Annotated in this window: 25 protein-coding genes, 3 tRNA genes and 1 pseudogene; 17 read left to right on the top strand and 12 right to left on the bottom strand. The window is 59.8% G+C overall.

Annotation, left to right across the window (positions count from 1 at the left end):
- The first annotated feature begins 286 nt into the window (after positions 1-286).
- From CKW29_RS20890 to CKW29_RS20870, 5 genes are all read left to right on the top strand, one after another.
- Positions 287-363 (top strand) — tRNA-Met (locus CKW29_RS20890).
- A 220-nt stretch (positions 364-583) separates the two neighbouring features.
- Positions 584-660: transfer RNA gene (locus tag CKW29_RS20885), tRNA-Met, on the top strand.
- 220 nt (positions 661-880) lie between these two features.
- A tRNA-Met gene (locus CKW29_RS20880) sits at positions 881-957 on the top strand.
- A 272-nt stretch (positions 958-1229) separates the two neighbouring features.
- On the top strand, positions 1230-3872 hold the full coding sequence (gene mprF, locus CKW29_RS20875; protein ID WP_095149026.1) for a bifunctional lysylphosphatidylglycerol flippase/synthetase MprF: 2643 nt from the start codon (positions 1230-1232) through the stop codon (positions 3870-3872).
- The gene (locus CKW29_RS20870) at positions 3872-5167 is read left to right on the top strand and encodes a virulence factor family protein (protein WP_095149025.1); all 1296 of its coding nucleotides are present in this window, start codon (positions 3872-3874) and stop codon (positions 5165-5167) included. Before mprF ends, CKW29_RS20870 begins: the two co-directional genes overlap by 1 nt.
- Positions 5168-5230: 63 nt before the next feature.
- Here the strand turns inward: CKW29_RS20870 and CKW29_RS20865 are convergent, their stop codons facing one another.
- Both CKW29_RS20865 and CKW29_RS20860 read right to left on the bottom strand, forming a co-directional pair.
- Entirely contained in the window at positions 5231-7072 is a 1842-nt protein-coding gene (locus CKW29_RS20865; protein ID WP_371850663.1) for a potassium transporter Kup, read from the bottom strand.
- A gap of 62 nt (positions 7073-7134) precedes the next feature.
- Entirely contained in the window at positions 7135-7467 is a 333-nt protein-coding gene (locus CKW29_RS20860; protein ID WP_143496889.1) for a hypothetical protein, read from the bottom strand.
- Positions 7468-7572: 105 nt separating this feature from the next.
- Between CKW29_RS20860 and rimO the strand changes: the two genes are divergently transcribed.
- From rimO to tsaA, 5 genes are all read left to right on the top strand, one after another.
- Complete coding sequence (gene rimO, locus CKW29_RS20855; RefSeq protein ID WP_095146763.1) at positions 7573-8910, top strand: 30S ribosomal protein S12 methylthiotransferase RimO; 1338 nt, start codon at positions 7573-7575, stop codon at positions 8908-8910.
- Positions 8911-9013: 103 nt separating this feature from the next.
- On the top strand, positions 9014-9487 hold the full coding sequence (locus CKW29_RS20850) for a GNAT family N-acetyltransferase (protein WP_095146762.1): 474 nt from the start codon (positions 9014-9016) through the stop codon (positions 9485-9487).
- An 82-nt stretch (positions 9488-9569) separates the two neighbouring features.
- Positions 9570-10280 (top strand): rRNA pseudouridine synthase, encoded by a 711-nt coding sequence (locus CKW29_RS20845; protein WP_095146761.1) that lies wholly within the window; start codon positions 9570-9572, stop codon positions 10278-10280.
- A 76-nt stretch (positions 10281-10356) separates the two neighbouring features.
- The gene (locus CKW29_RS20840) at positions 10357-10824 is read left to right on the top strand and encodes a DUF1456 family protein (protein WP_095077439.1); all 468 of its coding nucleotides are present in this window, start codon (positions 10357-10359) and stop codon (positions 10822-10824) included.
- A gap of 68 nt (positions 10825-10892) precedes the next feature.
- Positions 10893-11591 carry a tRNA (N6-threonylcarbamoyladenosine(37)-N6)-methyltransferase TrmO gene (tsaA, locus tag CKW29_RS20835; RefSeq protein ID WP_095146760.1) on the top strand — a complete coding sequence of 233 codons (699 nt, stop codon included), beginning with the start codon at positions 10893-10895 and terminating at the stop codon, positions 11589-11591.
- A gap of 97 nt (positions 11592-11688) precedes the next feature.
- On the opposite strand, the gene fpr is transcribed toward tsaA, so the two are convergent.
- Positions 11689-12468, bottom strand: coding sequence for a ferredoxin-NADP reductase (gene fpr / locus CKW29_RS20830; RefSeq protein WP_095146759.1), 780 nt, complete (start codon positions 12466-12468; stop codon positions 11689-11691).
- A gap of 122 nt (positions 12469-12590) precedes the next feature.
- Here fpr and CKW29_RS20825 point away from each other — a divergent pair, with 122 nt between their 5' ends.
- The gene (locus CKW29_RS20825; protein ID WP_095077442.1) at positions 12591-13517 is read left to right on the top strand and encodes a LysR family transcriptional regulator; all 927 of its coding nucleotides are present in this window, start codon (positions 12591-12593) and stop codon (positions 13515-13517) included.
- Positions 13518-13521: 4 nt separating this feature from the next.
- Here CKW29_RS20825 and CKW29_RS20820 read toward each other — a convergent pair whose 3' ends face one another.
- Positions 13522-13884, bottom strand: a complete 363-nt coding sequence (locus CKW29_RS20820; protein ID WP_095077443.1) for a diacylglycerol kinase — start codon at positions 13882-13884, stop codon at positions 13522-13524.
- A 75-nt stretch (positions 13885-13959) separates the two neighbouring features.
- Complete coding sequence (gene erdR, locus CKW29_RS20815; protein WP_095077444.1) at positions 13960-14610, bottom strand: response regulator transcription factor ErdR; 651 nt, start codon at positions 14608-14610, stop codon at positions 13960-13962.
- Between erdR and CKW29_RS26140 the strand changes: the two genes are divergently transcribed.
- Both CKW29_RS26140 and CKW29_RS20810 read left to right on the top strand, forming a co-directional pair.
- Entirely contained in the window at positions 14603-14728 is a 126-nt protein-coding gene (locus CKW29_RS26140) for a hypothetical protein (RefSeq protein WP_256577910.1), read from the top strand. The two genes, erdR and CKW29_RS26140, sit on opposite strands and share 8 nt — an antisense overlap.
- A 119-nt stretch (positions 14729-14847) precedes the next feature.
- Positions 14848-15741, top strand: a pseudogene (locus tag CKW29_RS20810) (DMT family transporter).
- Positions 15742-15744: 3 nt separating this feature from the next.
- Here CKW29_RS20810 and CKW29_RS20805 read toward each other — a convergent pair.
- The gene (locus CKW29_RS20805) at positions 15745-16455 is read right to left on the bottom strand and encodes a tRNA-uridine aminocarboxypropyltransferase (RefSeq protein ID WP_095149024.1); all 711 of its coding nucleotides are present in this window, start codon (positions 16453-16455) and stop codon (positions 15745-15747) included.
- Between the two features lie 190 nt (positions 16456-16645).
- On the opposite strand from CKW29_RS20805, the gene CKW29_RS20800 reads away from it, so the two are divergent.
- Entirely contained in the window at positions 16646-17071 is a 426-nt protein-coding gene (locus tag CKW29_RS20800; protein WP_095149023.1) for a PA3611 family quorum-sensing-regulated virulence factor, read from the top strand.
- Here the strand turns inward: CKW29_RS20800 and CKW29_RS20795 are convergent, their stop codons facing one another.
- Entirely contained in the window at positions 17072-17266 is a 195-nt protein-coding gene (locus tag CKW29_RS20795; RefSeq protein ID WP_095149022.1) for a hypothetical protein, read from the bottom strand.
- A 476-nt stretch (positions 17267-17742) separates the two neighbouring features.
- Here CKW29_RS20795 and CKW29_RS20790 point away from each other — a divergent pair, with 476 nt between their 5' ends.
- Positions 17743-18861 carry an LOG family protein gene (locus CKW29_RS20790; RefSeq protein ID WP_095146754.1) on the top strand — a complete coding sequence of 373 codons (1119 nt, stop codon included), beginning with the start codon at positions 17743-17745 and terminating at the stop codon, positions 18859-18861.
- A 32-nt stretch (positions 18862-18893) separates the two neighbouring features.
- Here the strand turns inward: CKW29_RS20790 and recX are convergent, their stop codons facing one another.
- The 5 genes from recX to CKW29_RS20765 all read right to left on the bottom strand — a co-directional run bounded on the left by recX (position 18894) and on the right by CKW29_RS20765 (position 22440).
- Positions 18894-19361: a recombination regulator RecX gene (recX, locus tag CKW29_RS20785; protein WP_095146753.1), complete on the bottom strand. Its 468-nt coding sequence runs from the start codon at positions 19359-19361 to the stop codon at positions 18894-18896.
- 8 nt (positions 19362-19369) lie between these two features.
- Entirely contained in the window at positions 19370-20422 is a 1053-nt protein-coding gene (gene recA, locus CKW29_RS20780; RefSeq protein ID WP_095146752.1) for a recombinase RecA, read from the bottom strand.
- An 83-nt stretch (positions 20423-20505) separates the two neighbouring features.
- On the bottom strand, positions 20506-21006 hold the full coding sequence (locus CKW29_RS20775; RefSeq protein ID WP_095146751.1) for a CinA family protein: 501 nt from the start codon (positions 21004-21006) through the stop codon (positions 20506-20508).
- Positions 21007-21108: 102 nt separating this feature from the next.
- On the bottom strand, positions 21109-21459 hold the full coding sequence (locus CKW29_RS20770) for a phage holin family protein (protein ID WP_095149021.1): 351 nt from the start codon (positions 21457-21459) through the stop codon (positions 21109-21111).
- A gap of 237 nt (positions 21460-21696) precedes the next feature.
- Positions 21697-22440 (bottom strand): XRE family transcriptional regulator, encoded by a 744-nt coding sequence (locus tag CKW29_RS20765; RefSeq protein ID WP_095149020.1) that lies wholly within the window; start codon positions 22438-22440, stop codon positions 21697-21699.
- 192 nt (positions 22441-22632) lie between these two features.
- Here CKW29_RS20765 and mutS point away from each other — a divergent pair, with 192 nt between their 5' ends.
- Both mutS and fdxA read left to right on the top strand, forming a co-directional pair.
- Positions 22633-25212 (top strand): DNA mismatch repair protein MutS, encoded by a 2580-nt coding sequence (gene mutS / locus CKW29_RS20760; RefSeq protein WP_095146748.1) that lies wholly within the window; start codon positions 22633-22635, stop codon positions 25210-25212.
- A 142-nt stretch (positions 25213-25354) separates the two neighbouring features.
- A complete protein-coding gene (gene fdxA, locus CKW29_RS20755) occupies positions 25355-25678 on the top strand; it encodes a ferredoxin FdxA (protein WP_007908827.1) in 324 nt (107 codons plus the stop codon).
- The last annotated feature ends 587 nt before the right edge of the window (positions 25679-26265 follow it).

Genomic DNA, 26265 nt, shown 5'->3' with positions numbered 1-26265 from the left:
TCAATGAAGGAAAAGGAACCCAAACAAGCCAGATCACCAGTATCTCACTGACAACTGTATATAGCACCAGTACCTTGAATCTTCTCTACTGAGCGTAGGACAGGTGACTGATGGATTTATTTTTCTAATCAAGTTCAAGCCACCAATAGAGCTGAAAGCCTTGCACAGCAAGCCTTCAAGCCCATAACCCTCCTGACAAAAAACGCTAACCGATTGAACAGACAGCATTTTTTATGAATCAATCGTTGACAGCACCCTGATCCTCTGTAGAATGCCGACACACAGACGCGGGATGGAGCAGTCTGGTAGCTCGTCGGGCTCATAACCCGAAGGTCGTCGGTTCAAATCCGGCTCCCGCAACCAAACATCAAAAAAGGCTACTCGAAAGAGTGGCCTTTTTTGTGCGCGCATGTTTTACCTCTCCCCCTGGGGAGCAAACATCGAGATGCGATAATTTTTCTTTGCACATCTGATACTTAACCGCAAAGCCACAACCGCTTGGGGTGAATTTACGTTTATTTGACCCCGCGAACAACTAACGGTTGACACTCAGGCATTCACCTGTAGGATGCCGACACACAGACGCGGGATGGAGCAGTCTGGTAGCTCGTCGGGCTCATAACCCGAAGGTCGTCGGTTCAAATCCGGCTCCCGCAACCAAACATCAAAAAGGCTACTCGAAAGAGTGGCCTTTTTTGTGCGTGCGTGTTTTTACTTCTCCCCCTGCGGACCAAACGCCGAGACACGATAAATTCTCATTGTGCGTCCGAGACTTAACCGCACACCTACGACCGCTTGAGGCGATTTTACGTTTACTTGACCGCGCGTATAATTAACAGTTGACACTCCGGCGTTCGCCTGTAGAATGCCGCCACACAGACGCGGGATGGAGCAGTCTGGTAGCTCGTCGGGCTCATAACCCGAAGGTCGTCGGTTCAAATCCGGCTCCCGCAACCAAACATCAAAAAAGGCTACTCGAAAGAGTGGCCTTTTTTGTGCCTGTCGAAAAACCCTTTCGTAACAATGGCTTGGCAATTCACTGCCCGGTCTCCCCATGCCCTCCCCACTCCAACATCTCAGGCTATGCTCAAGCACAAGCCTGCCTTGCCCATTGGCAACGCACATCCACGGGGCAATACGCGTTAATATTTGTAACTATATTTTTCTGCAGGGATTGGTAACTTGGCTGGATACCTCCATCCTGTCGCGCACAATCCAAGAGGTGATTGATGCGCGCCAACTCGTCTGACTCACAAGACACCGTGACAGGAACTCAACCGATCAACGCCAGCCGCTTGCACTGGCTGGACCTGATCAGCAAATACCGCCAGCCCATTGGCCTGGCAGTGACGCTGCTGCTGTTCGCGATCGCCCTGATTGCCTGTCGTCATCTATTAAGCGAACTCGACCTCTACGCCCTGCACGACTCGATCCTGCAAGTCCCGCAGCCAGCCTTGCTCGGTGCATTGGGCGCAACGATTATCGGCTTCATGGTGTTGCTCGGCTATGAATGGTCGGCGACGCGTTATGCCGGCGTGACCCTGCCAGCACGCACTCTGTTTCTGGGGGGCTTCACCGCATTCGCGATCGGCAATGCCATCGGCCTGTCGCTGTTGTCGGGCGGCTCGGTGCGCTATCGCCTGTACGCGCGCCACGGCCTGGGGGCGGCAGAAGTCGCTCGCATGACGCTGTTTGCCAGTTTATCGCTGGGCTGCGCCCTGCCGCCGCTGGCCGCCCTGGCCACGTTGAGCAACCTGCCCGCCGCGTCTGTCGCACTGCACGTGTCGCAACCTGTGCTGGCGGCGATTGCGATTGCCGTACTGCTGCTGTGCGCGATCCTGGCGATCGGCCTCTACCGTCGTCGCCTGCCCGAGCAGCCGTATGCGGATAATTTGCTGGTGCGTATCGGCCGGCGAACCTTGCGCCTGCCAGGCCGGCGCCTGACCTTCCTGCAACTGATCATCACCGCGCTCGACGTGGCCGCTGCCGCGACCGTTCTGTACCTGCTGCTACCGCAGGCACCACCCTTCGGAGCGTTCCTGCTGGTGTATCTTCTGGCCTTGGCCGCAGGCGTGCTCAGCCACGTACCGGGGGGTGTCGGGGTATTCGAAGCCATCTTGCTGGCCGCGTTCGCCGACACGCTCGGTGCAGCGCCACTGGCCGCCGCGCTGCTGCTGTATCGCCTGATCTATGTGGTCCTGCCGATGCTGGCGGCCTGCATTCTGCTGTTGATCAATGAAGCCCAGCGGCTGTTCACCACCCGCGAAGCATTGCGCACGGCCTCTGGCCTCGCCGCGCCGGTACTGGCCGTGCTGGTGTTTCTCTCCGGCGTGGTCCTGCTGTTCTCCGGCGCCACGCCGGAGATCGATACCCGCCTGGAACATATCGGCTTTCTGATCCCTCATCGCCTGATTGACGCGTCGCACTTCGGCGCCAGCCTGATCGGCGTGCTGTGCCTGCTGCTGGCCCAGGGCTTGCGCCGCCGGCTGTCGGCTGCGTGGATGCTGACCACCGTGTTGCTGCTGGCCGGCGCCCTGCTTTCGCTGCTCAAGGGTTTCGACTGGGAAGAAGCCAGCCTGCTGATCCTGACGGCCAGCCTGCTGGCCATTTTCCGTCGCTCGTTCTATCGCCCCAGCCGCCTGACCGAACTGCCCTTCTCGCCCCTGTATCTGGTGGCCAGCGTCTGCGTACTCGGCGCCTCGATCTGGCTGCTGCTGTTCGCCTATCAGGACGTGCCCTACAGCCACGAACTCTGGTGGCAATTCACCCTGGACTCCGATGCGCCCCGTGGCCTGCGCTCGCTACTCGGCGCCGCCGTGGTACTGGTGGTCGTGTCGTTGACCTGGCTGCTGCGCACCGAACGCCCGGTGATCCACCTGCCCGACAGTACCGAGCTGGATAAAGCCCAGAAGATTCTGCTGGCCTCGGCGCAGCCGGACGGAGGCCTGGCCCTGACCGGTGACAAGGCGCTGCTGTTCAACCCCGACGACAACGCCTTCCTGATGTACGCGCGCCGTGGCCGCAGCCTGGTGGCGCTGTACGACCCGATCGGCCCGCCCCAGCAAAGGGCCGAGATGATCTGGCAGTTCCGCGACCTGTGCGACCTGCATCACGCCCGCCCGGTGTTCTACCAGGTCCGTGCCGAGAACCTGCCCTACTACATGGACATCGGCCTGACCGCGATCAAGCTTGGCGAGGAAGCCCGGGTCGACCTGCAGCGCTTCGATCTCGACGCCAAGGGCAAGGAGATGAAAGACCTGCGATACACCTGGAACCGTGGCACCCGCGATGGTTTGTCGCTGGAGATCTTCGAACCAGGGCAGGCACCGATGGACGAACTGAAAGTCATCTCCGACGCCTGGCTCACCGGCAAGAACGTGCGCGAGAAAGGCTTCTCGCTCGGCCGTTTCAGCGACGACTACCTGAAGCACTTTCGCATTGCGATCATTCACTTTGAAGGCCGCCCGGTGGCGTTCGCCAACCTGCTCGAGACTTACAGCCACGACTTGGCCAGCCTCGACCTGATGCGGGCGCACCCCGAAGCCCCGAAGCTGACCATGGAGTTCATGATGGTCGGCCTGATTCAATATTATAAAAGCCATGGCTATGCGCGCTTCAGCCTGGGCATGGTCCCATTGTCGGGCCTGCAGCCGCGTCGCGGTGCGCCACTGACCCAGCGCCTCGGCTCGATGGTGTTCCGCCGTGGCGAGCAGCTCTACAACTTCCAGGGGCTGCGCCGCTTCAAAGACAAGTTCCAGCCTGACTGGGAACCCCGCTACATGGCCGTGCCCGCCGGACTCGATCCGCTGGTGGCGCTGGCCGATACCGCCGCCCTGATTGCGGGCGGCTTGACTGGATTGGTGAAACGCTGATGATTCGACGTGCCTGGCGGTATGTACTGGCCACTCTGGTGGTACTGGCTGTAATACTCGGCGGTGGCTACTGGTACTGGAACTGCCCCGCCCCCGAACCGACCCTGGAAGTGCTGGCGCCGCCTGATGGCGCACCCATGACCCGGGTCATGCCTGGCTCGACGCCCCACGCCCGGGTGGTGGTTGCGGTGACCGATGAACAGAAGCTGAGCGACAAGCAACTGATTGCCCTGAGCCGTGGCGGCGCCGCGCAGATCGTCCAAGTGATCCTGCCCAAGGACTGCCTGCTGCAAGGGCGGGCGCTGCAATCGGCACTCAGGGAACTCAAGGGCCCGGCGACGCTGGTCAGCGGCATAGGCCCGGGCGCGGTACTGGCCTGGCGCTGGCTGGCCGAACAAAAGGACGACAAGTCCCAGGCGGTCTCGGTCGACCTGGCCCTGGAAAAGCCCGGCTGCACCCACCTGCTGCCAAAAAGCGCCGCCCATGGCCATTGGCTGGTGGCCTGGAACGACAACCCGGACGATACCAGTGCCGGTTTCGTGCGCGACCAACCCAATGCGCAAACCAGCATCAGCGACTATGACATCAACTTGCCGCAAGTCCTCAACAACGAGCTGCGCAAGATCCTGGTCGGCTCCGACAAGGGCAATGGCGGGCTCAGCATCCCCGTGGTCGAGGTGCCTGCCGGCCAAGCCAGGGACACCGTCACCCTGTTCCTGTCCGGCGACGGCGGCTGGCGCGACCTGGACCGTGACGTGGCCGGAGAGATGACCAAGATCGGCTATCCGGTGGTCGGCATCGACACCCTGCGCTACTACTGGCAGCACAAAAGCCCCGAGCAAAGCGCCATCGACCTGGGCGAACTGATGCAGCACTACCGGCAGAAATGGGGCACCAAGCGCTTCATCCTCACCGGCTATTCGTTTGGTGCGGACGTACTGCCTGCCATCTACAACCGCCTGCCCGAGTCGGAGCAGCAGCGCGTCGATGCGATCATTCTGCTGGCCTTCGCCCGCACTGGCAGCTTCGAGATCGAAGTCGAAGGCTGGCTAGGCAATGCAGGCAAGGAAGCCGCCACCGGCCCGGAAATGGCCAGGCTGCCTGCGGCCAAGGTCGTGTGCATCTACGGCGTGGAAGAGGCCGATGAAAGCGGCTGCACCGACAAGACGGCCGTCGGCGAAGCCGTGAAGCTGCCCGGCGGACACCACTTCGACGAGAACTACCCGGCCCTGGCTCAGCGCCTGGTCGACATCATCGAAAAGCACCAGGACAAGAGCAAGGTCGCTGAAGAGTGACCTGAGCCGCGCCCAAAAAGAGGCCCCCGCTGCCGCAAGGTAACGGGGGGCTTTTCACATGGCTTACATCTCGACCTGAGTGCCCAGCTCAATCACCCGATTCAGCGGCAGTTTGAAGAAGCGCAGGTTGCCGTTGGCGTTTTTCAGCATGAAGGCGAACAACACCTCACGCCAACGGGCCATTCCCACCAGTTTGGAGGTGATGACCGTCTCGCGACTGAGAAAATAGGTAGTGCGCATCGGACTGAAATCCAGCGCCTCGAGATGGCACAGTTTCAGGGCCTGCGGCACGTCCGGCTCATCGATGAAACCGAAGTGCAGGATCACCCGGAAGAAGCCTTCACCATAGGCATCCACCTCAAAGCGGCGTTGCACCGGCACCCGTGGAATGTCTTCGTAGACCACCGTCAGTAGCACTACCTGCTCGTGCAACACCTGGTTGTGCAGCAGGTTGTGCAGCAAGGCATGAGGTACCGCATCCGGGCGGGCGGTGAGAAACACGGCGGTACCCTGAACCCGATGCGGCGGCTGCACGCGAATACTGCTGATGAAAATCGGCAGTGGCAGCCCGCCCTCATCCATTCGATCCACCAATAGCTCCTTACCGCGCTTCCAGGTGGTCATCAGCACGAATAGCACAATCCCCGCCAATACCGGGAATGCACCACCCTGCAAGATCTTGGGCACGTTAGCGGCGAAGAACAGGCCGTCCACCAACAGGAAACCCAGCAGAATCGGCACGGTAAGAATCGGTGACCATTTCCACAGCAGCAACATCACCGCCGATACCAGAATACTGGTGATCAGCATGGTTCCGGTCACTGCAACGCCGTAGGCCGACGCCAGCGCGCCGGACGACTCGAAACCGAGCACCAGCAGAATCACGCCGACCATCAACGCCCAGTTCACAGCGCCGATGTAAATCTGCCCCTGTTCGGCACTCGAGGTGTGCTGAATGTACATGCGCGGGATGTAGCCAAGCTGGATCGCCTGACGCGTCAGGGAGAATGCGCCAGAGATCACTGCCTGGGAGGCAATCACCGTCGCCAGGGTCGCCAGAACGACCAACGGTACCAGCGCCCAGCTTGGCGCCAACAGGTAGAACGGGTTACGCGCGGCCTCCGGATTCTCAAGCAGCAGTGCGCCTTGGCCAAAGTAGTTGAGCACCAGGGCCGGCAGCACCAACGCGAACCAGGCGCGGGCAATCGGCTTGCGCCCAAAGTGGCCCATGTCGGCATACAGCGCTTCCGCTCCCGTCAGAGCCAGCACTACCGCACCGAGGATCGCCACCCCCATACCCGGGTGAACGATGAAGAAGCGCACACCCCAGACCGGGTTCAATGCATGGAGTACTTCGGGATGCTGAGAAATGCCGTTGATGCCCAACACGCCCAGCACCACAAACCACAACACCATCACCGGGCCGAACAGTTTGCCGATGCGATCAGTGCCGTGTTTCTGAATCAGGAATAACCCCACCAGCACAATCAGCGCCAATGGCACGACCCAGCGCTCCAGCCCGTCAAATGCCAGCTCCAGCCCTTCCACCGCAGAGAGTACGGAGATCGCCGGGGTGATCATGCTGTCCCCGTAGAACAGCGCTGCGCCGATCAACCCGAGGATGACCAACACCGTGCGCAGCTTCGGATAGGGAGAGGCTGCACGTCGCGCCAGTGCCGTCAGTGCCATGATCCCGCCCTCGCCCTGGTTATCGGCGCGCAGGATGAACAGCACGTACTTGATCGAAACGACCCACACCAGCGACCAGAAAATCAGTGCGAGAATCCCGAACACGCCATCGTGATTGACCGGCACCCCATAATGACCGGCAAACACCTCTTTAAGGGTATAAAGCGGGCTGGTACCGATATCGCCATACACCACCCCGACCGCCGCCACCAGCATCCCCAAGGGTTTTGCTACCCCGGAATGCTCCGTGCTCACCGCCTGACTACTTGCCTGCCCCATCAACCACTCCTGCCCACCAAGACCGGGGCTTCATTCAAAGCACGGCGCAGATCGTGCGCCTGCGCTGTACAAACCGGTACAGACTGATGTGCAGCCTGCGCTGTTTTACCTGTTGATACAGACGATTCATTGACGAACAAAATACACTTGGGTGTAACGGCGCGAAGCATAGCGCAGCACTCGTCGTATTTCCCTGCATAAAGCTGGTCAAGCGCGCTGACCATCGCTAGAATTGCGCACTTTTTGATCAGAGGCAGGCGTCCTGTCTCGCGAATCACTGCTGACTTCTTGACAAAAGACGGTTGCCGCCATGCTGCCTTGCCTGGCAACAACAGTCATTCGTCAAAAAACGGCGTATTCACGAGACAGGACGCTAAGCGCCCATCTGTCGCCTTACCGTCTTCGGCTGGAGGCGTCACATAACACCGAGGTTAGACATGTCCACCACTCCTGCGTCAGCCAATCCCAAGGTTGGCTTCGTATCCCTGGGTTGCCCGAAAGCGCTCGTCGACTCCGAGCGCATCCTTACCCAACTGCGCATGGAAGGCTATGACGTCGTGTCCACCTATCAGGACGCTGATGTCGTGGTGGTCAACACCTGCGGCTTCATCGACTCGGCCAAGGCCGAGTCCCTGGAAGTGATCGGCGAAGCCATCAAGGAAAACGGCAAGGTCATCGTGACCGGCTGCATGGGCGTCGAAGAAGGCAACATTCGCGACGTGCACCCAAGCGTACTGGCCGTCACCGGCCCGCAGCAGTACGAACAAGTGGTCAACGCCGTCCACGAAGTCGTGCCGCCACGCCAGGACCACAACCCGCTGATCGACCTGGTGCCGCCGCAAGGCATCAAGCTGACACCGCGCCACTATGCCTACCTGAAGATCTCCGAAGGCTGCAACCACAGCTGCAGCTTCTGCATCATCCCGTCGATGCGCGGCAAACTGGTCAGCCGCCCGGTGGGCGACGTGCTCGACGAAGCCCAGCGCCTGGTCAAGTCCGGCGTCAAGGAACTGCTGGTGATCTCCCAGGACACCAGCGCCTATGGTGTTGACGTCAAGTACCGCACCGGTTTCTGGAACGGCGCGCCGGTGAAAACCCGCATGACCGAGCTGTGCGAAGCCCTGAGCACCCTCGGTGTCTGGGTTCGCCTGCACTACGTCTACCCGTACCCGCACGTTGACGAACTGATTCCGCTGATGGCCGCCGGCAAGATCCTGCCGTACCTGGACATCCCGTTCCAGCACGCCAGCCCGAAAGTGCTCAAGGCCATGAAACGCCCGGCCTTCGAAGACAAGACCCTGGCGCGCATCAAGAACTGGCGCGAAATCTGCCCGGACCTGATCATCCGCTCGACCTTCATCGTCGGCTTCCCGGGCGAAACCGAAGAAGACTTCCAGTACCTGCTGAACTGGCTGACCGAAGCCCAGCTCGACCGCGTCGGCTGCTTCCAGTACTCGCCGGTTGAAGGCGCTCCAGCCAACGACCTGAACCTGGACATCGTGCCGGACGACGTCAAGCAAGACCGCTGGGACCGCTTCATGGCGCACCAGCAGGCCATCAGCTCGGCGCGCCTGCAAATGCGCATTGGCCGCGAGATCGAAGTGCTGGTCGATGAAGTCGACGAGCAAGGCGCCGTTGGCCGCTGCTTCTTCGATGCCCCGGAAATCGACGGTAACGTGTTCATCGACAACGGCAGCAACCTCAAGCCAGGCGACAAGGTCTGGTGCAAGGTGACCGACGCCGACGAGTACGATCTGTGGGCTGAACAGATCTAATCGTAAAAAATACGCAAAGCCCCGCTCTCCAGACGAGATGCGGGGCTTTTTTACGACTATTGTTTGGTTCAGGGAACTCACTCACCACAAGGGGCAGGCGGGCATGCGCCATCATTCGGTCATCCACACGCCGAAACACAGCGACTACGAAGAACTCACCCGGGTCTGGGAGGCGTCGGTACGCGCCACCCATGATTTTTTGCCGGACCCTTACATCGAGCGCTTGAGAACCCTGGTGCTGACCTGCTACCTGGACGCCGTGATGCTGATTTGCACCCGTGACAAGCATCAGCGCATCACCGGGTTCGCCGGCGTGGCCGCGGGCAAGATCGAGATGCTGTTCATTGCCCCCGAACACCGCGGCGAAGGCCTGGGCAAACAACTGCTGCGCTATGCCCTGGAGCACCTCAACGCCGATGAACTGGACGTCAACGAACAGAACCCGCAAGCCCTCGGCTTCTATTTGAAACAGGGCTTTGAAGTCATCGGACGCTCGGAAGTCGACGGCATGGGGCAGCCCTATCCCTTGCTGCACATGCGTTTTAAACAGCCTCAGCAGCAGGCCCTGCGCGGCTAAAAGCCACACGAGGCAAATGGACCCGCGATTAACCGGCGCGAGGCAGGTACAATGCCTGCCCCCTTTTTGTTACGGCCTTGTCATGACTGACCCCATTCGCCTCTCCAAACGCCTCATCGAGCTCGTCGGCTGCTCCCGTCGGGAGGCTGAGCTGTTCATTGAGGGCGGCTGGGTCACCGTGGACGGCGAAGTCATCGACGAGCCCCAGTTCAAGGTCGACAACCAGAAAGTCGAGCTCGATCCAGAAGCCAAGGCCACCGCGCCGGAGCCGGTGACCATCCTGCTGAACGTTCCCGTGGGCATGGATGCGGACACCGCCATGGCGACGATCAGCGCCGAAACTCTGAGCGAAGAGCACCGCTACGGCAAACGTCCGCTCAAGGGCCACTTCCTGCGGCTGACCGCCAGTACCGACCTGCAGGCCAATGCCAGCGGTTTGCTGGTGTTCACCCAGGACTGGAAGATCCTGCGCAAACTCACTGCCGATTCCAACAAGATCGAGCAAGAGTATGTGGTCGAGGTTGAAGGCGACATGGTGGCTCACGGCCTCAACCGCTTGAACCACGGCCTGACCTACAAGGGCAAGGAACTGCCAGCGGTCAAAGCCAGCTGGCAGAACGAAAACCGCCTGCGCTTTGCGATGAAGAACCCACAACCGGGCGTGATTGCCCTGTTCTGCCAGGCCGTCGGCCTGAAGGTCGTCGCCATCCGCCGTATCCGCATCGGCGGCGTGTCCATCGGCAAAGTGCCGTTGGGGCAATGGCGCTACCTGTCCGGCAAAGAGAAGTTCTAAGACTTTTCACGCCGCCATACATTTCGGCACCGCAGTTTTGTGCGGCGCCCACTGCTGAATATCAGGATTGCACACCATGATTCATAACGACGTACTGCGCAGCGTGCGCTACATGCTCGACATCAGTGACAAGAAAGTCATCGAGATCATCAAGCTCGGCGGCATGGACGTGACCATGGAAGACCTGGTGACGTACCTCGATAAGAAAGAGGAAGACGAGGAAGGCTTCGTACGCTGCCCGGACGACGTCATGGCGCACTTCCTCGATGGCCTGGTGATCTTCAAGCGCGGCAAGGACGAAAGCCGTCCGCCGCAGCCCATCGAGCTGCCGGTGACCAACAACATCATCCTGAAGAAGCTACGCGTGGCTTTCGAACTGAAAGAAGACGACATGCACGCCATCCTCAAGGCGGCCGAGTTCCCGGTGTCCAAGCCTGAATTGAGTGCGCTGTTCCGCAAGTTCGGCCACACCAACTACCGCACGTGCGGCGACCAGTTGCTGCGTAACTTCCTCAAGGGTCTGACGTTGCGCGTCAGAGCGTAAGACAGCGACAAGCTGCAAGCTACAAGTCAAGGCTTGTCGCTTGCAGCTTGTAACTTGAGGCTTCAGTAATGACCTACAGCGTTTCCCCCATCGGCTTCGTGCGCTCCTGCTTCAAGGAGAAGTTCGCCATCCCCCGTCAACCGCAACTGGCCCCGGCCGCCCGCGGCATTCTGGAGTTGGTGGCACCGTTCGATCAGGGCGATGCCGTGCAGGGCCTGGAACAGGTCAGTCATGTCTGGCTGCTGTTTCTGTTTCACCAGGCACTGGAAGACAAGCCACGACTCAAAGTCCGCCCGCCGCGCCTGGGTGGCAACAAATCCATGGGTGTATTCGCCACCCGTGCGACCCATCGCCCCAATGGCATCGGTCAATCGGTGGTCAAGCTGGACAAGGTTGAAGGCAATCGCCTGTGGATCTCCGGCATCGACCTGCTGGATGGCACACCGGTCATCGATATCAAGCCCTACGTGCCCTACGCCGACATCATTCCTGAGGCCTCCAATGCGATCGCCAGCGCGGCGCCGCAGTTGATTGCGGTGCAGTGGGCCGAGAGCGCACTGCAACAGGCTCATACGCACGCTCAGCGCCTTGAAGAACCCTTGGTGGAGCTGATCGAGCAGTGCCTGGCCCAGGATCCGCGCCCGGCCTACCAGACCCCGACGCCCGAGCGCGAGTACGGTGCACAGTTCTGGGACCTGGACGTGCGCTGGCACTACCCGACGCCGGACTCGATTCGGGTCCTTGAGGTCATCCCCGCCAGCGCCTGATCCCCAGCAACGAAAAAGCCCGCGCAGCCTTGTCAGGCAACGCGGGCTTTTGCTTGGACATGCATCCAGTGACGCTCTGCGTCACTGGAACAACCGCTTACTTCTCGACGAACGCACGCTCGATCAGGTAGTCGCCTGGCTCGCGCATCCGTGGCGAAACCTTCAGGCCGAAGCTGTTGAGCACTTCGCTGGTTTCGTCGAGCATGCTCGGGCTGCCGCACAGCATGGCGCGGTCGTCTTCAGGGTTGATCGGCGGCAGGCCGATGTCGCTGAACAGCTTGCCGCTGCGCATCAGGTCGGTCAGGCGGCCTTCGTTCTCGAACGGCTCGCGGGTCACGGTCGGGTAGTAGATCAACTTGTCACGCAGCGACTCGCCGAAGAACTCGTTCTGCGGCAGGTGCTCGGTGATGAATTCGCGGTAAGCGACTTCGTTGACGTAACGTACGCCGTGGCACAGGATCACTTTTTCGAAACGCTCGTAGGTTTCCGGGTCCTGGATGACGCTCATGAACGGCGCAAGGCCAGTACCGGTGCTGAGCAGGTACAGGTGTTTACCCGGCTTCAGATCGTCCAGCACCAGGGTGCCGGTCGGTTTCTTGCTGATGATGATCTCATCGCCTTCCTTCAGATGCTGCAACTGGGAAGTCAACGGGCCATCAGGCACCTTGATGCTGAAGAACTCCAGATGCTCTTCCCAGTTCGGGCTGGCAATGGAGTAAGCACGCATAAGCGGGCGGCCGTTGGGCTGTTGCAGGCCGATCATCACGAACTGACCGTTCTCGAAGCGCAGGCCCGGATCGCGGGTGCACTTGAAGCTGAACAGAGTGTCGTTCCAGTGGTGAACACTGAGGACACGCTCGTGGTTCATGTTGCTCATGTACGTGGGACTCCTGGAGATTTTGCCTGCGCCGATGCAGTGCGCAATTGCATCGCATTCTAATGGCGGCGACAATATCTGTTAAATGGATTATTAAGATAAGGGTTATCGGTTATATCGATATGCGATTTACTCTACGTCAACTTCAAGTCTTCGTCGCCGTCGCTCAGCAAGAGAGTGTGTCCCGTGCTGCGGGCCTGCTCAACCTCTCGCAATCAGCGGCCAGCACCTCCATCACCGAACTTGAGCGCCAGTCGAGCTGCCAGTTGTTCGATCGCGCCGGCAAACGCCTGAGCCTCAACGCCTTGGGCAAGCAGCTCTTGCCGCAAGCGGTGGCCATGCTCGACCAGGCCAAGGAAATCGAAGACCTGCTCAACGGCAAGTCCGGTTTCGGCTCACTGGCGGTCGGCGCCACGCTGACCATCGGCAATTACCTGGCCACCCTCCTGATCGGCGGCTTCATGCAGCGTCATCCGGAAAGCCAAGTGAAGCTGCATGTACAGAACACGGCTCATATCGTGCAACAGGTTGCGCACTATGAAATTGATCTGGGTCTAATCGAAGGCGACTGCAGCCACCCGGACATCGAAGTGCAGAGCTGGGTCGAGGATGAGCTAGTGGTGTTTTGTGCCCCGCAACATCCGCTGGCGAGCCGTGGCCAGGCAAGCATGGAGGAGCTCACTCATGAGGCGTGGATCCTTCGGGAGCAAGGCTCCGGCACGCGCCTGACCTTTGACCAGGCCATGCGCCACCACCGCAGCACGCTGAACATCCGCCTGGAACTGGAACACACCGAAGCCATCAAGCGCGCGGTCGAGTCGGGCCTGGGGATAGGCTGCATTTCCCGACTTGCGCTGCGTGACGCCTTCCGCCGTGGCAGCCTGGTGGCCGTCGAAACCCCGGACCTCGACCTGGCGCGGCAGTTTTACTTCATCTGGCACAAACAGAAGTATCAGACCTCGGCCATGCGCGAGTTCCTCGACCTGTGCCGCGCCTTCACCGCCGGGGTTCAGCGCAGCGACGAGATCGTACTGCCGACCATTGCCTGAAGGCTCAGATCAGAATGACTGCCCACACCAGCGCAATCATGCTCAGGGCCACGAACTGAGCGGCGCTGCCCATGTCCTTGGCGTTCTTCGACAGCGGGTGCAGCTCGAGGGAAATCCGGTCGATGGCCGCTTCCACGGCGGAGTTGAGCAGCTCCACGATCAACGCCAGCAGGCAGACGGCAATCAGCAGCGCCTGTTCGACGCGGCTGACATCCAGGAAGAAGGTCAGCGGAATCAGGATGACGTTGAGCAACACCAGCTGACGAAAAGCCGCTTCGCCCGTAAAAGCTGCACGCAGGCCGTCCAGGGAGTAGCCGGAAGCGTTGAGGATGCGTTTGAGACCGGTTTGACCTTTGAAAGGTGACATAAGAGTAGGCAACTGAACAAATAGGAATGGAAAAGCTAGATCAACAAAAGTCAAAAAAGCGTGAATGTAGAGCCGTTACAGGTTCGAAATTGACTCAAGTTGTTGCAGGAGCAACGCCGCCTGAGTCCGGGTGCGCACACCCAGCTTGCGGAAGATCGCCGTCACGTGCGCCTTGATGGTAGCTTCCGAAACATTCAGCTCGTAGGCAATCTGCTTGTTCAGCAACCCTTCGCAGACCATGGTCAGTACGCGGAACTGCTGCGGGGTCAAGCTCGCCAGGCCTTCACTGGCCGCCTTGGCCTCAGCCGACACACTGACCTCTTCGAACGCCTGTGGCGGCCAGAAAACATCGCCATCGAGTACGGCACGCACGGCCTGCTGGATCACTTCCAGTGAACTGGATTTAGGGATGAAACCGCTGGCGCCAAACTCACGGGACTTGACCATGATCGACGCTTCTTCCTGCGCCGAGACCATCACCACCGGAATCTGCGGGTACTGCCCGCGCAACAGCACCAGTCCGGAAAACCCGTACGCGCCAGGCATGTTCAGGTCCAGCAGTACCAGGTCCCAATCGGCCTTTTCAGTCAGGCGGGTTTCCAGTTCGGCAATGCTTGCCACTTCCACCAGGCGCACGTCGGGGCCAAGGCCCAGGGTTACCGCCTGATGCAGTGCGCTGCGAAAGAGGGGGTGGTCATCGGCAATCAGGATTTCGTATGTGGCCATTTTTCAAATGATCCTGTTTTTCATGGCAGGCCTGATGCATTCAAGCCTCACCAAAGCAACTCAAGGCACCGCCAATCAGCGGCACCAACAGGGCACGTTCAACGCCAAGAGCCCATGAAACCGGCGTTTCAATCTTCGGCCGCACCCCAATCGGCGCCAAGGATGCCCAGCGAAGCCGGGGTGGTCAAGCCGCATCCTTTGCGGCATCTTAGCTGGCTAACTAATAAGAGTGCCATCATGCAGACCAAAGCCCTGCGTGCCGATGTCCTGATGCTGATTACCGCCATGATCTGGGGGTCGGGATTTGTCGCACAAACCTCCGGTATGGATCACATCGGTCCTTTTCTCTATTCCGGCCTGCGCTTTGCGCTGGGTTCGCTGTGCCTGCTCCCCCTGGTCTTGCGTGGCCCCCGGCACCAGGCCAAGGCCGAGCCCTTCCTGACCCGGGGCCTGTTGATCGGTGGCGGCCTGATGGGCCTGGCCCTGGCCCTGGGAATCAACCTGCAACAAGTCGGCCTGCTGTTTACCAGCGTGACCAACGCCGGTTTCATCACCGGGCTCTACGTCATCGTGGTGCCTCTGCTGGGCCTGCTGATTGGTCATAAGACCGGCCTCGGCACCTGGCTCGGGGCGATCCTGGCAGTCCTGGGGATGTTCCTGCTCAGCGTTGGCGATCAGTTCCAGGTGGCTTCCGGCGATTGGTTGCAACTGATCGGGGCATTTGTCTGGGGCGGACATGTGGTGCTGGTCGGCGTGTTCGCCAGCCGCCACGACCCTATTCGCCTGGCGTTTGTGCAGTTCGCGACGTGCGCGGTGGTCAGCCTGATCCTGGCGTTGTGCCTGGAGACCTTTGACCTCAGCGCAATCATCGCGGCTGGTCCGGCCATCTTGTATGGCGGCCTGATTGCGGTTGGTATCGGCTATACCCTGCAGGTGATCGCATAAAAGGACGCGATCGCCTCGCACGCGGCGATCATTTTTTCCATGGAGGCCGTGTTTGCCGCCATTGCCGGCGCCTGGCTGCTGGATGAACAACTGCAACCACGCGGCTACATCGGTTGTGCACTGATGCTGGCCGGCATGCTGATGGCCCAGCTCTGGCCAAAAAAACCGGCGCTGGCCAGGGCGTGAGAGTTACAGGTACGGCTTGAGACGGCTGTGGGTTTCGTCTTGCGGATCGATGGGAAGCTGGAACTTGGCTGACAGGTAGTGGGTGCTGAAAACGTCCAGGTAGGCGTCCAACACTTCGCTGGCCACTTGATCATCGGCCAGTTCCAGGCACAACGCCGCGACTTCCGCGGTGCAGAAATGGTCGTCACGCTTGGAGCGGCGCAGCTTGTAGCGCGACAGCTGCTCGGGGGCGAGACTCAGGACCGGTAAGTGTTCCAGATACGGACTCTTGCGAAACATCTTGCGCGCCTCGCTCCAGGTCGCGTCCAGCAGAATAAACAGTGGGCGCTTGCCCTCCTGCAGCTTGACCTCGGACACCACCCGTTCCGGGGCAACGAACTCCCCCGGGAACACGATGTACGGCTGCCACTGTGGGTCCGCGATCAACGCCAGCAGGCCCGGCTCGACCTCGGTACGCGACCAGGGAAAAGCACTGGTCTCGCTGATCACATCCGCAATCAGCCAGCCAGTATTGCTCGGCTTCAAGGGCTCGACATCGTGCATCACCAGACACATGGCCGACTTCGCCGCCACTTTCGGGCGCCAGGCGCACATGCAATGGCTGGGGATCACTCGGCAACCGGCGCAACGCTCAGCCCGCGAGCCGCGCGCCACAAAGGGTTTGACGGCGCGAGCCAGACGCTGGGCGCGCAAACGGGAAACGGCATGGCTCATGGCAGGCTTCGATGCAAAGGGGATTGATTCGACACAAAAAGCGCTCGGCAGGGCAATAAAGTCGTGGCAGTTTACCAGAGCCACCTGCGCAAACCTGTACCGCCCGCCCGCAGCCCCCTATAATTCGCCGCCACTGAACGCTCAGCCCCGTGACGGGTCGAAGCACCAGTCACTGAATCAGGAGAGTTTCATGCTGCGCCTTATCGTTCCCACCGCTGCCCTGTTGCTGGCCCTGCCCCTCAATGCCCAGGCGGCGTCCAAGCAGGACTACGACCTGAACAAAATGCTGCAAAAGGTCGCCCAGGAAAGCAACGTCGGACTACCGCGCGAGGTCAGTGACAACATTCTCGACCAAGGCTATACGGTCGAGGGCAAGGAACTGATTGACCATCTGAGCGTACAAGCCGGTTACGCCGAGCAGATGCGCGCCAATCCGAAGGCGGTTTATCTGCAACTGGGTGCCAGTGTCTGCCGCAACCCCAACTACCGCAAGCTGATGGCCAAGGGCGCAATCATGCGGTACGAGTTCACCGAGAACAAAACCAACCGTCCTGTGGCCTCGGCCAGATTCCAGGAATCGGACTGCCCTGCCCAGCCTGCACAGAAGAAAAAGTAATCACCGCGAGCCGGCGCGCCGCTGCTCATCAGCGGCTCGCAACTCTGCCAGCAGCGCCTGCAAGTACGGCGAACACTGTTCATTACCCTGCAGACGCCGACGACATTCCTCTTCGAGGCTGACGCGATGCTCGTCGGCCGCCGACTTCAGCAATCGATACAATGGCGTGTCGATCTCTAGAATGACTTGGGTCATGACCTGCCTCCCTGCATGGGTATCGCACCCCACGATTCCTGATGCCTTGTTCCGGGGTCCGGACGCATGGCGACCTTGCTGTGTCTGTTGCTGAGTAAATCAGAGCCCAGACCATCCGGCGCAGCGCCTGACCGGCGGCGAATGCCAATGACAAAGCGCTAACCCGCTATTGCCAGCACCGACTTTTGAAGCCCATGATCAAGTCAGCGCAATTCACTGCAAAGGTCTAGATTCATATAGGTTGATACTCAACGCCCAAGGCAGAAAAGGGGCTGCCCTGCAGAGTCTGTCGTGCGAACATTTCTTTCATCCAAGGGATAGACAGAACCCGTCTGGATGACCCGATTACCCTTGCTAGCCTGTCGGGTCGGGTTTAGCGCCCAACCTTTTTTACAGGCTGACAGCGACACAAGCCGTGTCGCGGCTCAAACGAACTGCTCGTTCGGGCCGAGGTTCTGTGTAGAAGGAGAAGTTGAATGCCTTACCAACCGAATGACCTTCTGATACGTCATTTCCAAAGCAACGGCGTCGATCTCACCAGCAAGATCGAAGAACAACTCAACCAGCTTTCACCCAACAGTCCGAATATTCCGATTTATCGCGACATGATATTAACGGTCCTGCGCATGGCCCAAGAGGACCATAATCGCTGGAATGCCAAGATCACCCTGCAAGCCCTTCGCGAACTGGAACATGCCTTTCGCGTACTGGAGCAGTTCAAGGGGCGACGCAAGGTGACCGTTTTCGGCTCGGCACGAACACCGGTCGAACACCCGCTGTATGCCCAGGCCCGGGAGCTGGGGGAAAAACTCGCGCAATCGAACCTGATGGTCATTACCGGTGCCGGTGGCGGCATCATGGCCGCCGCCCACGAAGGTGCGGGCAGGGATCACAGCCTCGGATTCAATATCACCCTGCCATTCGAGCAGCATGCGAATCCGACCGTCGGCGGCACGGCAAACCTGCTGTCCTTTCACTTTTTCTTTACCCGCAAGTTGTTCTTCGTCAAAGAAGCCGATGCACTGGTGCTGTGCCCGGGCGGTTTCGGCACCCTGGACGAAGCCCTCGAAGTCCTGACCCTGATCCAGACCGGCAAAAGCCCCCTGGTGCCGGTGGTGTTGCTGGATGCACCCGGCGGCACGTTCTGGGAAGGGGCGCTGGACTTCATTCGCAATCAACTGGAGGCCAACCGCTACATCCTGCCAAACGACCTGAAGCTGATTCGACTGGTGTACACCGCCGAGGAGGCCGTGACGCAAATCAACCAGTTCTACAGCAACTTCCACTCCAGCCGCTGGCTGAAACACCAGTTTGTGATCCGCATGAATCACCCGCTCAACGAACGGGCACTTGAGCACATGCAGGAGGCGTTTGCCGACCTGTGCCTGAACGATCACTTTCACCAGCATGCCTACAGCGGCGAGGAGCATGACGAGGCTCAATTCAGCCACCTGGCGCGCCTGGCATTCACCTTCAGCGCCCGTGATCACGGACGCCTGCGTGAACTGGTCGACTACATCAACCTGCCGGAAAACTGGGCCACGCCTCAGCCGGCTACGCCAAAGCGCAAACGGGAGCCGAGCAAGGTGACATAAAAAAACCCGACTATTGGCATAGTCGGGCTTCTTTAGTCTTCCATTCCCCGGCCGCTGAACAAGCGGCCGATCATCTCCATGGAATAACCACGGTAGGCGAGAAAGCGCCCCTGCTTGGCACGCTCGCGGGCATCTGTCGGTAAATGCCCGGCGAACTTGCGCCGCCAGGTCTCTTCCAGGCGCTCTTGCCAGCTGATTCCGCTCTCGCGCAGGGCGAGTTCGATATCGGCACGCTGCAAACCACGCTGGCTGAGCTCTTCGCGAATACGCAGAGGGCCATAGCCGGAACGGGCACGGTAGGAAACGAAGCTTTCGAGGTAACGGGATTCGGACAGCAGCCCCTCTTCCGTCAGGCGATCGAGGGCTGTTTCGATCATTTCATCTGGAGCGCCGCGCTGACGCAGTTTACGCGTCAGCTCGACTCGACCGTGCTCGCGACGCGCGAGCAGGTCCATTGCGGTTCGCCGCACCGCGACGAGGGTATCGAGTACGGCGGTCATTGGATCAATCAGATATCAGCATCAGCCAGGTCAGCTTCGGTCTCTTTGACCGGAGAAGCCTTGGTGTCGCCTGCCGGCGTCAGCAGCTTGTCGCGAATCTGCTTCTCGAGAGTGGCGGCGATGTCCGGGTTGTCCTGCAGGAACTTGGCCGAGTTGGCCTTGCCCTGACCGATCTTGCTGCCGTTATAGGCATACCAGGCACCGGATTTCTCAACGAAGCCGTGCAGCACACCCAGGTCGATCATCTCGCCGTTGAGGTAGATACCCTTGCCGTAAAGGATCTGGAACTCGGCCTGACGGAACGGCGAAGCCACCTTGTTCTTGACGACCTTGACGCGGGTTTCACTGCCCACCACTTCGTCGCCTTCCTTCACCGCGCCGGTACGGCGGATGTCCAGGCGAACCGAGGCGTAGAACTTCAGCGCGTTACCACCGGTGGTGGTTTCCGGGCTGCCGAACATCACGCCGATCTTCATCCGGATCTGGTTGATGAAGATCACCAGGCAGTTGGCGTTCTTGATGTTACCGGTGATTTTACGCAGTGCCTGGGACATCAGTCGGGCTTGCAGGCCCACGTGCATGTCACCCATTTCACCTTCGATTTCAGCCTTTGGCACCAAAGCTGCCACGGAGTCGACGATGATCACGTCAACCGCGTTGGAACGCACCAGCATGTCGGTGATTTCCAGGGCTTGCTCGCCGGTATCTGGCTGGGAAACCAGCAGGTCATCGACGTTAACCCCCAGCTTGCCGGCGTATTCCGGATCCAGTGCGTGCTCGGCGTCGACGAATGCGCAGGTCGCGCCGGCTTTTTGAGCCTGGGCGATCACGGACAGTGTCAGTGTGGTTTTACCGGAGGATTCAGGACCGTAGATTTCAACGATACGGCCTTTTGGCAGACCGCCAATGCCGAGCGCGATGTCCAGACCCAGAGAGCCTGTGGAAATAGCCGGGATCGCCTGACGGTCCTGATCGCCCATACGCATTACGGCACCCTTGCCGAATTGACGTTCGATCTGACCCAGGGCCGCAGCCAAGGCTTTCTTCTTGTTGTCGTCCATTAAAGTCCTCACGTAATCAATAAGGCCTGACGGCCAACACCTGTATAAGTAGACAGTATTATTCCACAGCGTTTGTGGATCGCCTACCCCTGATTTGAGATTTCTGCGTCGGCATGCTGTAGCAACCCCTCTAGCGCGGCCTTCACCGTTTGTCGGCGAACCTCATCGCGGTTACCCGGGAAGTGCCGGCACTCGCTGAAAACCGCCTCGCCAATGCCCCAGGCCAGCCAGACAGTGCCCACCGGCTTGTTCGGCGAGCCGCCGTCCGGCCCGGCAATACCGCTGACCGCCACGACGAAACGCGCCTGACTGTTGCGCTGCGCGCCCCGGACCATGGCTTCGACCACCTCGCGGCTGACCGCCCCGACCTGGACGAACAACTCGGCCGGCACTTTCAGTAGCTGGGTCTTCTGGCGATTGGAATACGTGACATAGCCGGCCTCGAACCACGCCGAACTGCCGGCAATCCGGGTGATCGCTTCGGCGATACCGCCACCGGTACAAGACTCGGCGGTGCTGACGTGGGCATTGAGAACCTGTAGGCGTCGCCCAAGTTCCGCGGCAAGCTGGGTGATTTCGTTCACGACTCTCTCCTTAAATCAGGCGGGCATGAGCGCTACCGTACACGAGCGGATTGCGCTTGCAAGACGCAGGCTGGATCAAATTGTGAGTAGGTCGGCACCGCTCTACTGCGGGTCCGAAGGGTCGTGATGCGCTGCCGGTTCAGCCACACCGATACGCTTGGCCGCCCAACGCTCGTAAAGCCCGATGGCCACATCGGCACCGGCCATGGCCGTCAGGCAACCCAGAGCCCCCGCCGTCCAGGCCGAAAGGTTGGCGGCATACAGCAGCATGACGATCGAGACGCCGCAGATCATGCTGGAGCCGGAGCGCAGGAGCAGGCGTCGAAACAGTGGCCAGCCGCGAGCGCCCGCCTTGTCGGCGCGCCACATTTCGCCCGACACGCCACCCAGCAGAGTGAGGGCAATGACAAGCCAGACAGGAATTTCCAGCAATGCTTGCTGTTCGTTTGTCATCTCACTACTCCCGAGTGGAAAAATCGCCATGAACCTGCCTTTCCCTGGTCGAGCAACATCTTGCTGGCGTGTTCGAATACAGACTATGCATGTATGCATATACAGTCAATGCATCAATGCATTCTGAAACACCAAATATATGCACAACCGCATCAGAGCATCGATAGGCAAAACCTTTTGATATCCGCAGGCAAAAAAATGCCCGCCGTATGGCGGGCTCTACCTGATCGCTGAAGGTTAGCGGGCGTACATACCCCACCAGAAAACGTGCCCGAGGATGACAATCTGTTCTTCCTGGACTTCCTGGAAGCTGTAGTCCTCGTCCGGGTGCTCATCACGATTGAAGCTACGCAGGCGAATCCCTGTCGGCAGACGATAGAGCTGTTTCACCCGCAGTTGGCCGTTATGGTTAATAGCATACAAGTCACCGTCGACAATGTCGCCGATTGCGCACTTCGCTGCATTCACCCCGACCGTGGCGCCATCGCGCAGCACCGGCAACATGCTATTGCCGCGTACTGTCACGCACTTGGCCTGGTCAAACTGCACACCGTTGTGGCGCAGGCTGCGCTTGCCGAAACGCAGACTGGCGCGCTCGCTTTCTTCAATGACAAATCTTCCTGAACCGGCAGCCAATTCAACCTCGCGAAGAAAGGGCACCGACACCTCGTCGTCATCAACGGGCGTGTCGTCATCCCACAGGCTTATATCCTTGAGTTCCGGATGCACCGGGCCGCGAACAGGCGCCGTGAACGCTGCCAGGTCGGCACGGCCGCGCAACTGATCAGTACTCATGCGAAAGTACTCGGCAATCTTCGAGATGTGTTTATCCGAAGGATCCGCGATCTTGCCGCCGAGAATCCGCGAGAGGGTGGACTGAGGCACGCCGGTGCGACGGTGAAGCTCCGTCGGGGAGATCCCGTGCTGGTCGAGCAGCGCTCTGAGGACTGTGGAAACGTTGCATTTTTGCATAATGCGCATAGTGCGAGTTCTGTTCGACGATGACAATTGCTGATTTGCATAAGCGCCACGTCAGCGGCAGAAAACCATCCCGTACCGTTCATCCCTGGGTCGTCCGGACCGGCCCATGGTAACCTTGCGCCCATCGCGGTAAAGCCGGGCCGATGCCCCACCTTTACCCCACCCCATTGAATGAAATCGCCTGATTACCTGATGAATAAAGCACTCTCCGATCTGTCCTCCCACACCCCGATGATGCAGCAGTACTGGCGCCTGAAGAACCAGCACCCTGATCAGTTGATGTTCTACCGCATGGGTGACTTCTACGAGATCTTCTACGAAGACGCGAAGAAGGCCGCCAAGCTGCTGGACATTACCTTGACCGCCCGTGGGCAGTCGGCCGGGCAGGCGATTCCGATGTGCGGGATTCCATACCACGCCGCCGAAGGCTACCTGGCGAAGCTGGTCAAACTCGGTGAGTCGGTGGTGATCTGTGAGCAGGTCGGCGACCCGGCGACCAGCAAAGGTCCGGTGGAACGCCAGGTGGTGCGCATCATTACCCCCGGCACCGTCAGCGACGAGGCGCTGCTGGACGAGCGCCGCGATAACCTGATCGCCGCGGTGCTCGGCGATGAGCGCCTGTTTGGCCTGGCTGTGTTGGACATCACCAGCGGCAACTTCACCGTGCTGGAAATCAAAGGCTGGGAAAACCTGCTGGCGGAACTGGAGCGGGTCAACCCGGTCGAGCTGATGATTCCCGACGACTGGCCAAAAGACCTGCCAGCGGAGAAGCGTCGCGGCGTTCGTCGTCGTGCACCGTGGGATTTCGAGCGCGATTCGGCGCTGAAAAGCCTTTGTCAGCAATTTTCCACCCAAGACCTCAAGGGTTTTGGCTGCGAGAACCTGACCCTGGCCATCGGCGCTGCTGGCTGCCTGCTGAGCTACGCCAAGGAAACCCAGCGCACCGCCCTGCCCCATTTGCGCAGCCTGCGTCATGAACGCCTGGACGATACCGTGGTACTGGACGGTGCCAGCCGCCGTAACCTGGAGCTGGACACCAACCTGGCCGGGGGCCGCGACAACACCCTGCAATCGGTGGTCGACCGTTGCCAGACCGCCATGGGCAGCCGTTTGCTGACCCGCTGGCTGAACCGCCCGCTGCGCGACCTGCAGGTGTTGCAGGCGCGCCAGAGCTCGATCACGTGCCTGCTCGACGGCTATCGCTTCGAACGACTGCAACCGCAATTGAAAGAGATCGGCGACATCGAGCGGATCCTCGCGCGGATCGGCCTGCGCAATGCGCGCCCACGTGACCTGGCGCGCTTGCGCGATGCGCTGGGTGCCCTGCCGGAACTGCAAGTGGCGATGGGCGAGCTGGAAGCACCGCACCTGAACCAGTTGGCCGTCACCACCAGCACCTATCCCGAGCTGGCTGCCCTGCTGGAAAAAGCCATCGTCGACAACCCGCCCGCCGTCATCCGTGACGGGGGGGTGTTGAAGACCGGTTACGACACCGAACTCGACGAGCTGCAATCACTGAGCGAGAACGCTGGCCAGTTCCTGATCGACCTCGAAGCCCGCGAGAAAGCCCGCACCGGCCTGTCACACCTTAAAGTCGGTTACAACCGGATTCACGGCTACTTCATCGAGTTGCCGAGCAAGCAGGCGGAACAGGCACCTGCCGACTATATCCGCCGCCAGACCCTCAAGGGTGCCGAGCGCTTCATCACGCCTGAGCTCAAAGCCTTCGAAGACAAGGCCCTGTCGGCCAAGAGCCGTGCACTGGCTCGCGAGAAGATGCTCTACGAAGCGCTGCTTGAAGACTTGATCAGCCAACTGCCACCGCTGCAGGATACCGCTGCCGCCCTGGCCGAACTGGATGTCCTGAGCAACCTGGCCGAACGCGCCTTGAACCTGGATCTGAGTTGCCCGCGATTCGTCAGCGAGCCGTGCATGCGCATCAGCCAGGGTCGTCACCCGGTGGTCGAGCAGGTGCTGACCACGCCGTTCGTGGCCAACGACCTGAGCCTGGATGACAACACGCGAATGCTGGTGATCACCGGCCCGAACATGGGCGGTAAATCCACCTACATGCGCCAGACCGCGCTGATCGTACTGCTGGCCCATATCGGCAGCTTCGTACCGGCCGCCAGTTGCGAATTGTCGCTGATGGACCGCATCTTCACCCGGATCGGCTCCAGCGACGACCTGGCGGGCGGGCGCTCGACCTTCATGGTCGAAATGAGCGAAACCGCGAACATCCTGCACAATGCCACCGAACGCAGCCTGGTGCTGATGGACGAAGTCGGCCGCGGCACCAGCACCTTCGACGGCCTGTCGCTGGCCTGGGCGGCAGCCGAACGCCTGGCACAACTGCGTGCCTATACCCTGTTCGCTACGCACTACTTCGAGCTGACGGTACTGCCGGAAAGCCAGCCGCTGGTGGCCAACGTGCACCTCAATGCCACCGAGCACAACGAACGCATCGTGTTCCTCCACCACGTACTGCCCGGGCCTGCCAGCCAGAGCTACGGGCTGGCGGTTGCGCAGTTGGCCGGCGTACCAACCGAGGTCATCGTACGGGCACGTGAGCATTTGAGCCGCCTGGAAACCACCAGCCTGCCCCATGAAGTGCCGACACCGGCCAAGGGCAAACCGGCAGCACCACAGCAAAGCGACCTGTTCGCCAGCCTGCCCCATCCGGTGCTCGACGAACTGGCCAAGCTCAGCCTGGATGACATGACGCCGCGTCGAGCACTCGAAATGCTCTATACACTAAAGACACTGATCTAACGCACAGGCTTGCAAGCTGATAGAATCTCGCGCGGTTTGGGATGCTGCAGGCACATAGCCTGGTCTGCAGACTATCGCTCCCAAACCTGGCGACCCCACCGTGAAGGGGCGCTGCAAGCCGCGCCTGAGGAGAGAATTAGAAATGACCTTCGTCGTCACCGACAACTGCATCAAGTGCAAGTACACCGACTGCGTAGAAGTCTGTCCGGTGGACTGCTTTTACGAAGGCCCGAACTTCCTGGTGATTCACCCGGATGAGTGCATCGACTGCGCCCTGTGCGAGCCAGAATGCCCTGCCGTGGCCATCTTCTCCGAAGACGAAGTCCCGGAAGAGATGCAGGAATTCATTCAGTTGAACGTTGAGCTGGCCGAAATCTGGCCAAACATCACTGAAAAGAAAGAATCGCTGCCCGATGCCGAAGAGTGGGATGGCGTCAAAGGCAAGATCAAGGATCTCGAACGCTGATCCTGACGGTACCCTCGAAAAGGCCCCCTGCGGGCCTTTTTGCATTTCCGGGTTTCGATACTTTTTCACAGGCAAAAAAAAGGGGCGGTATGACCCGCCCACATTTTTTCCCTATTCCCTGTATTCCTTTTCATCATCCTGATGAATCGCGTCCTTGAGATGCTCCTTGACCATCATCCTTGATGGCTGTGTCTGTCCGTCGACACAGGACCGATACTAGAGAGTTCCTCGGCAAGAGCAATCACAGGTAATGGCCAAACGTTCCGTATAGAAACTTGCCAGACTGTAAAAATATCTTTTAAAAACAACAGACTAGAAACTTAAATAGAGTCTTGCGGACGACTGCTACCGAACATAAAAACCGAACACTTACGAAAGAGTAAGCCAAGGCTTACATCAAGCTAAGAAGGTGTACGGGCAGCCCCCGAACGATTAAACATTCCACTGAATCGAGCCCAACAAAATGTATGGTCAGCCCATCTCCTGCAACCTCTTTGGCTGTTTTCGGTAAAGCTGGCTTGCGCTAATGTATCCGGGCTCATGGTGAGCGCTGTGGCAACAGCGCTCGGCCCTCGATGAGTAGCCGC

It is taken from the genome of Pseudomonas sp. Irchel s3a18 (assembly GCF_900187535.1).
GTDB lineage: Bacteria > Pseudomonadota > Gammaproteobacteria > Pseudomonadales > Pseudomonadaceae > Aquipseudomonas.
The sequence above is the reverse complement of the archived record's forward strand: the minus strand, read 5'-3'. Positions and strand labels throughout refer to the sequence as shown.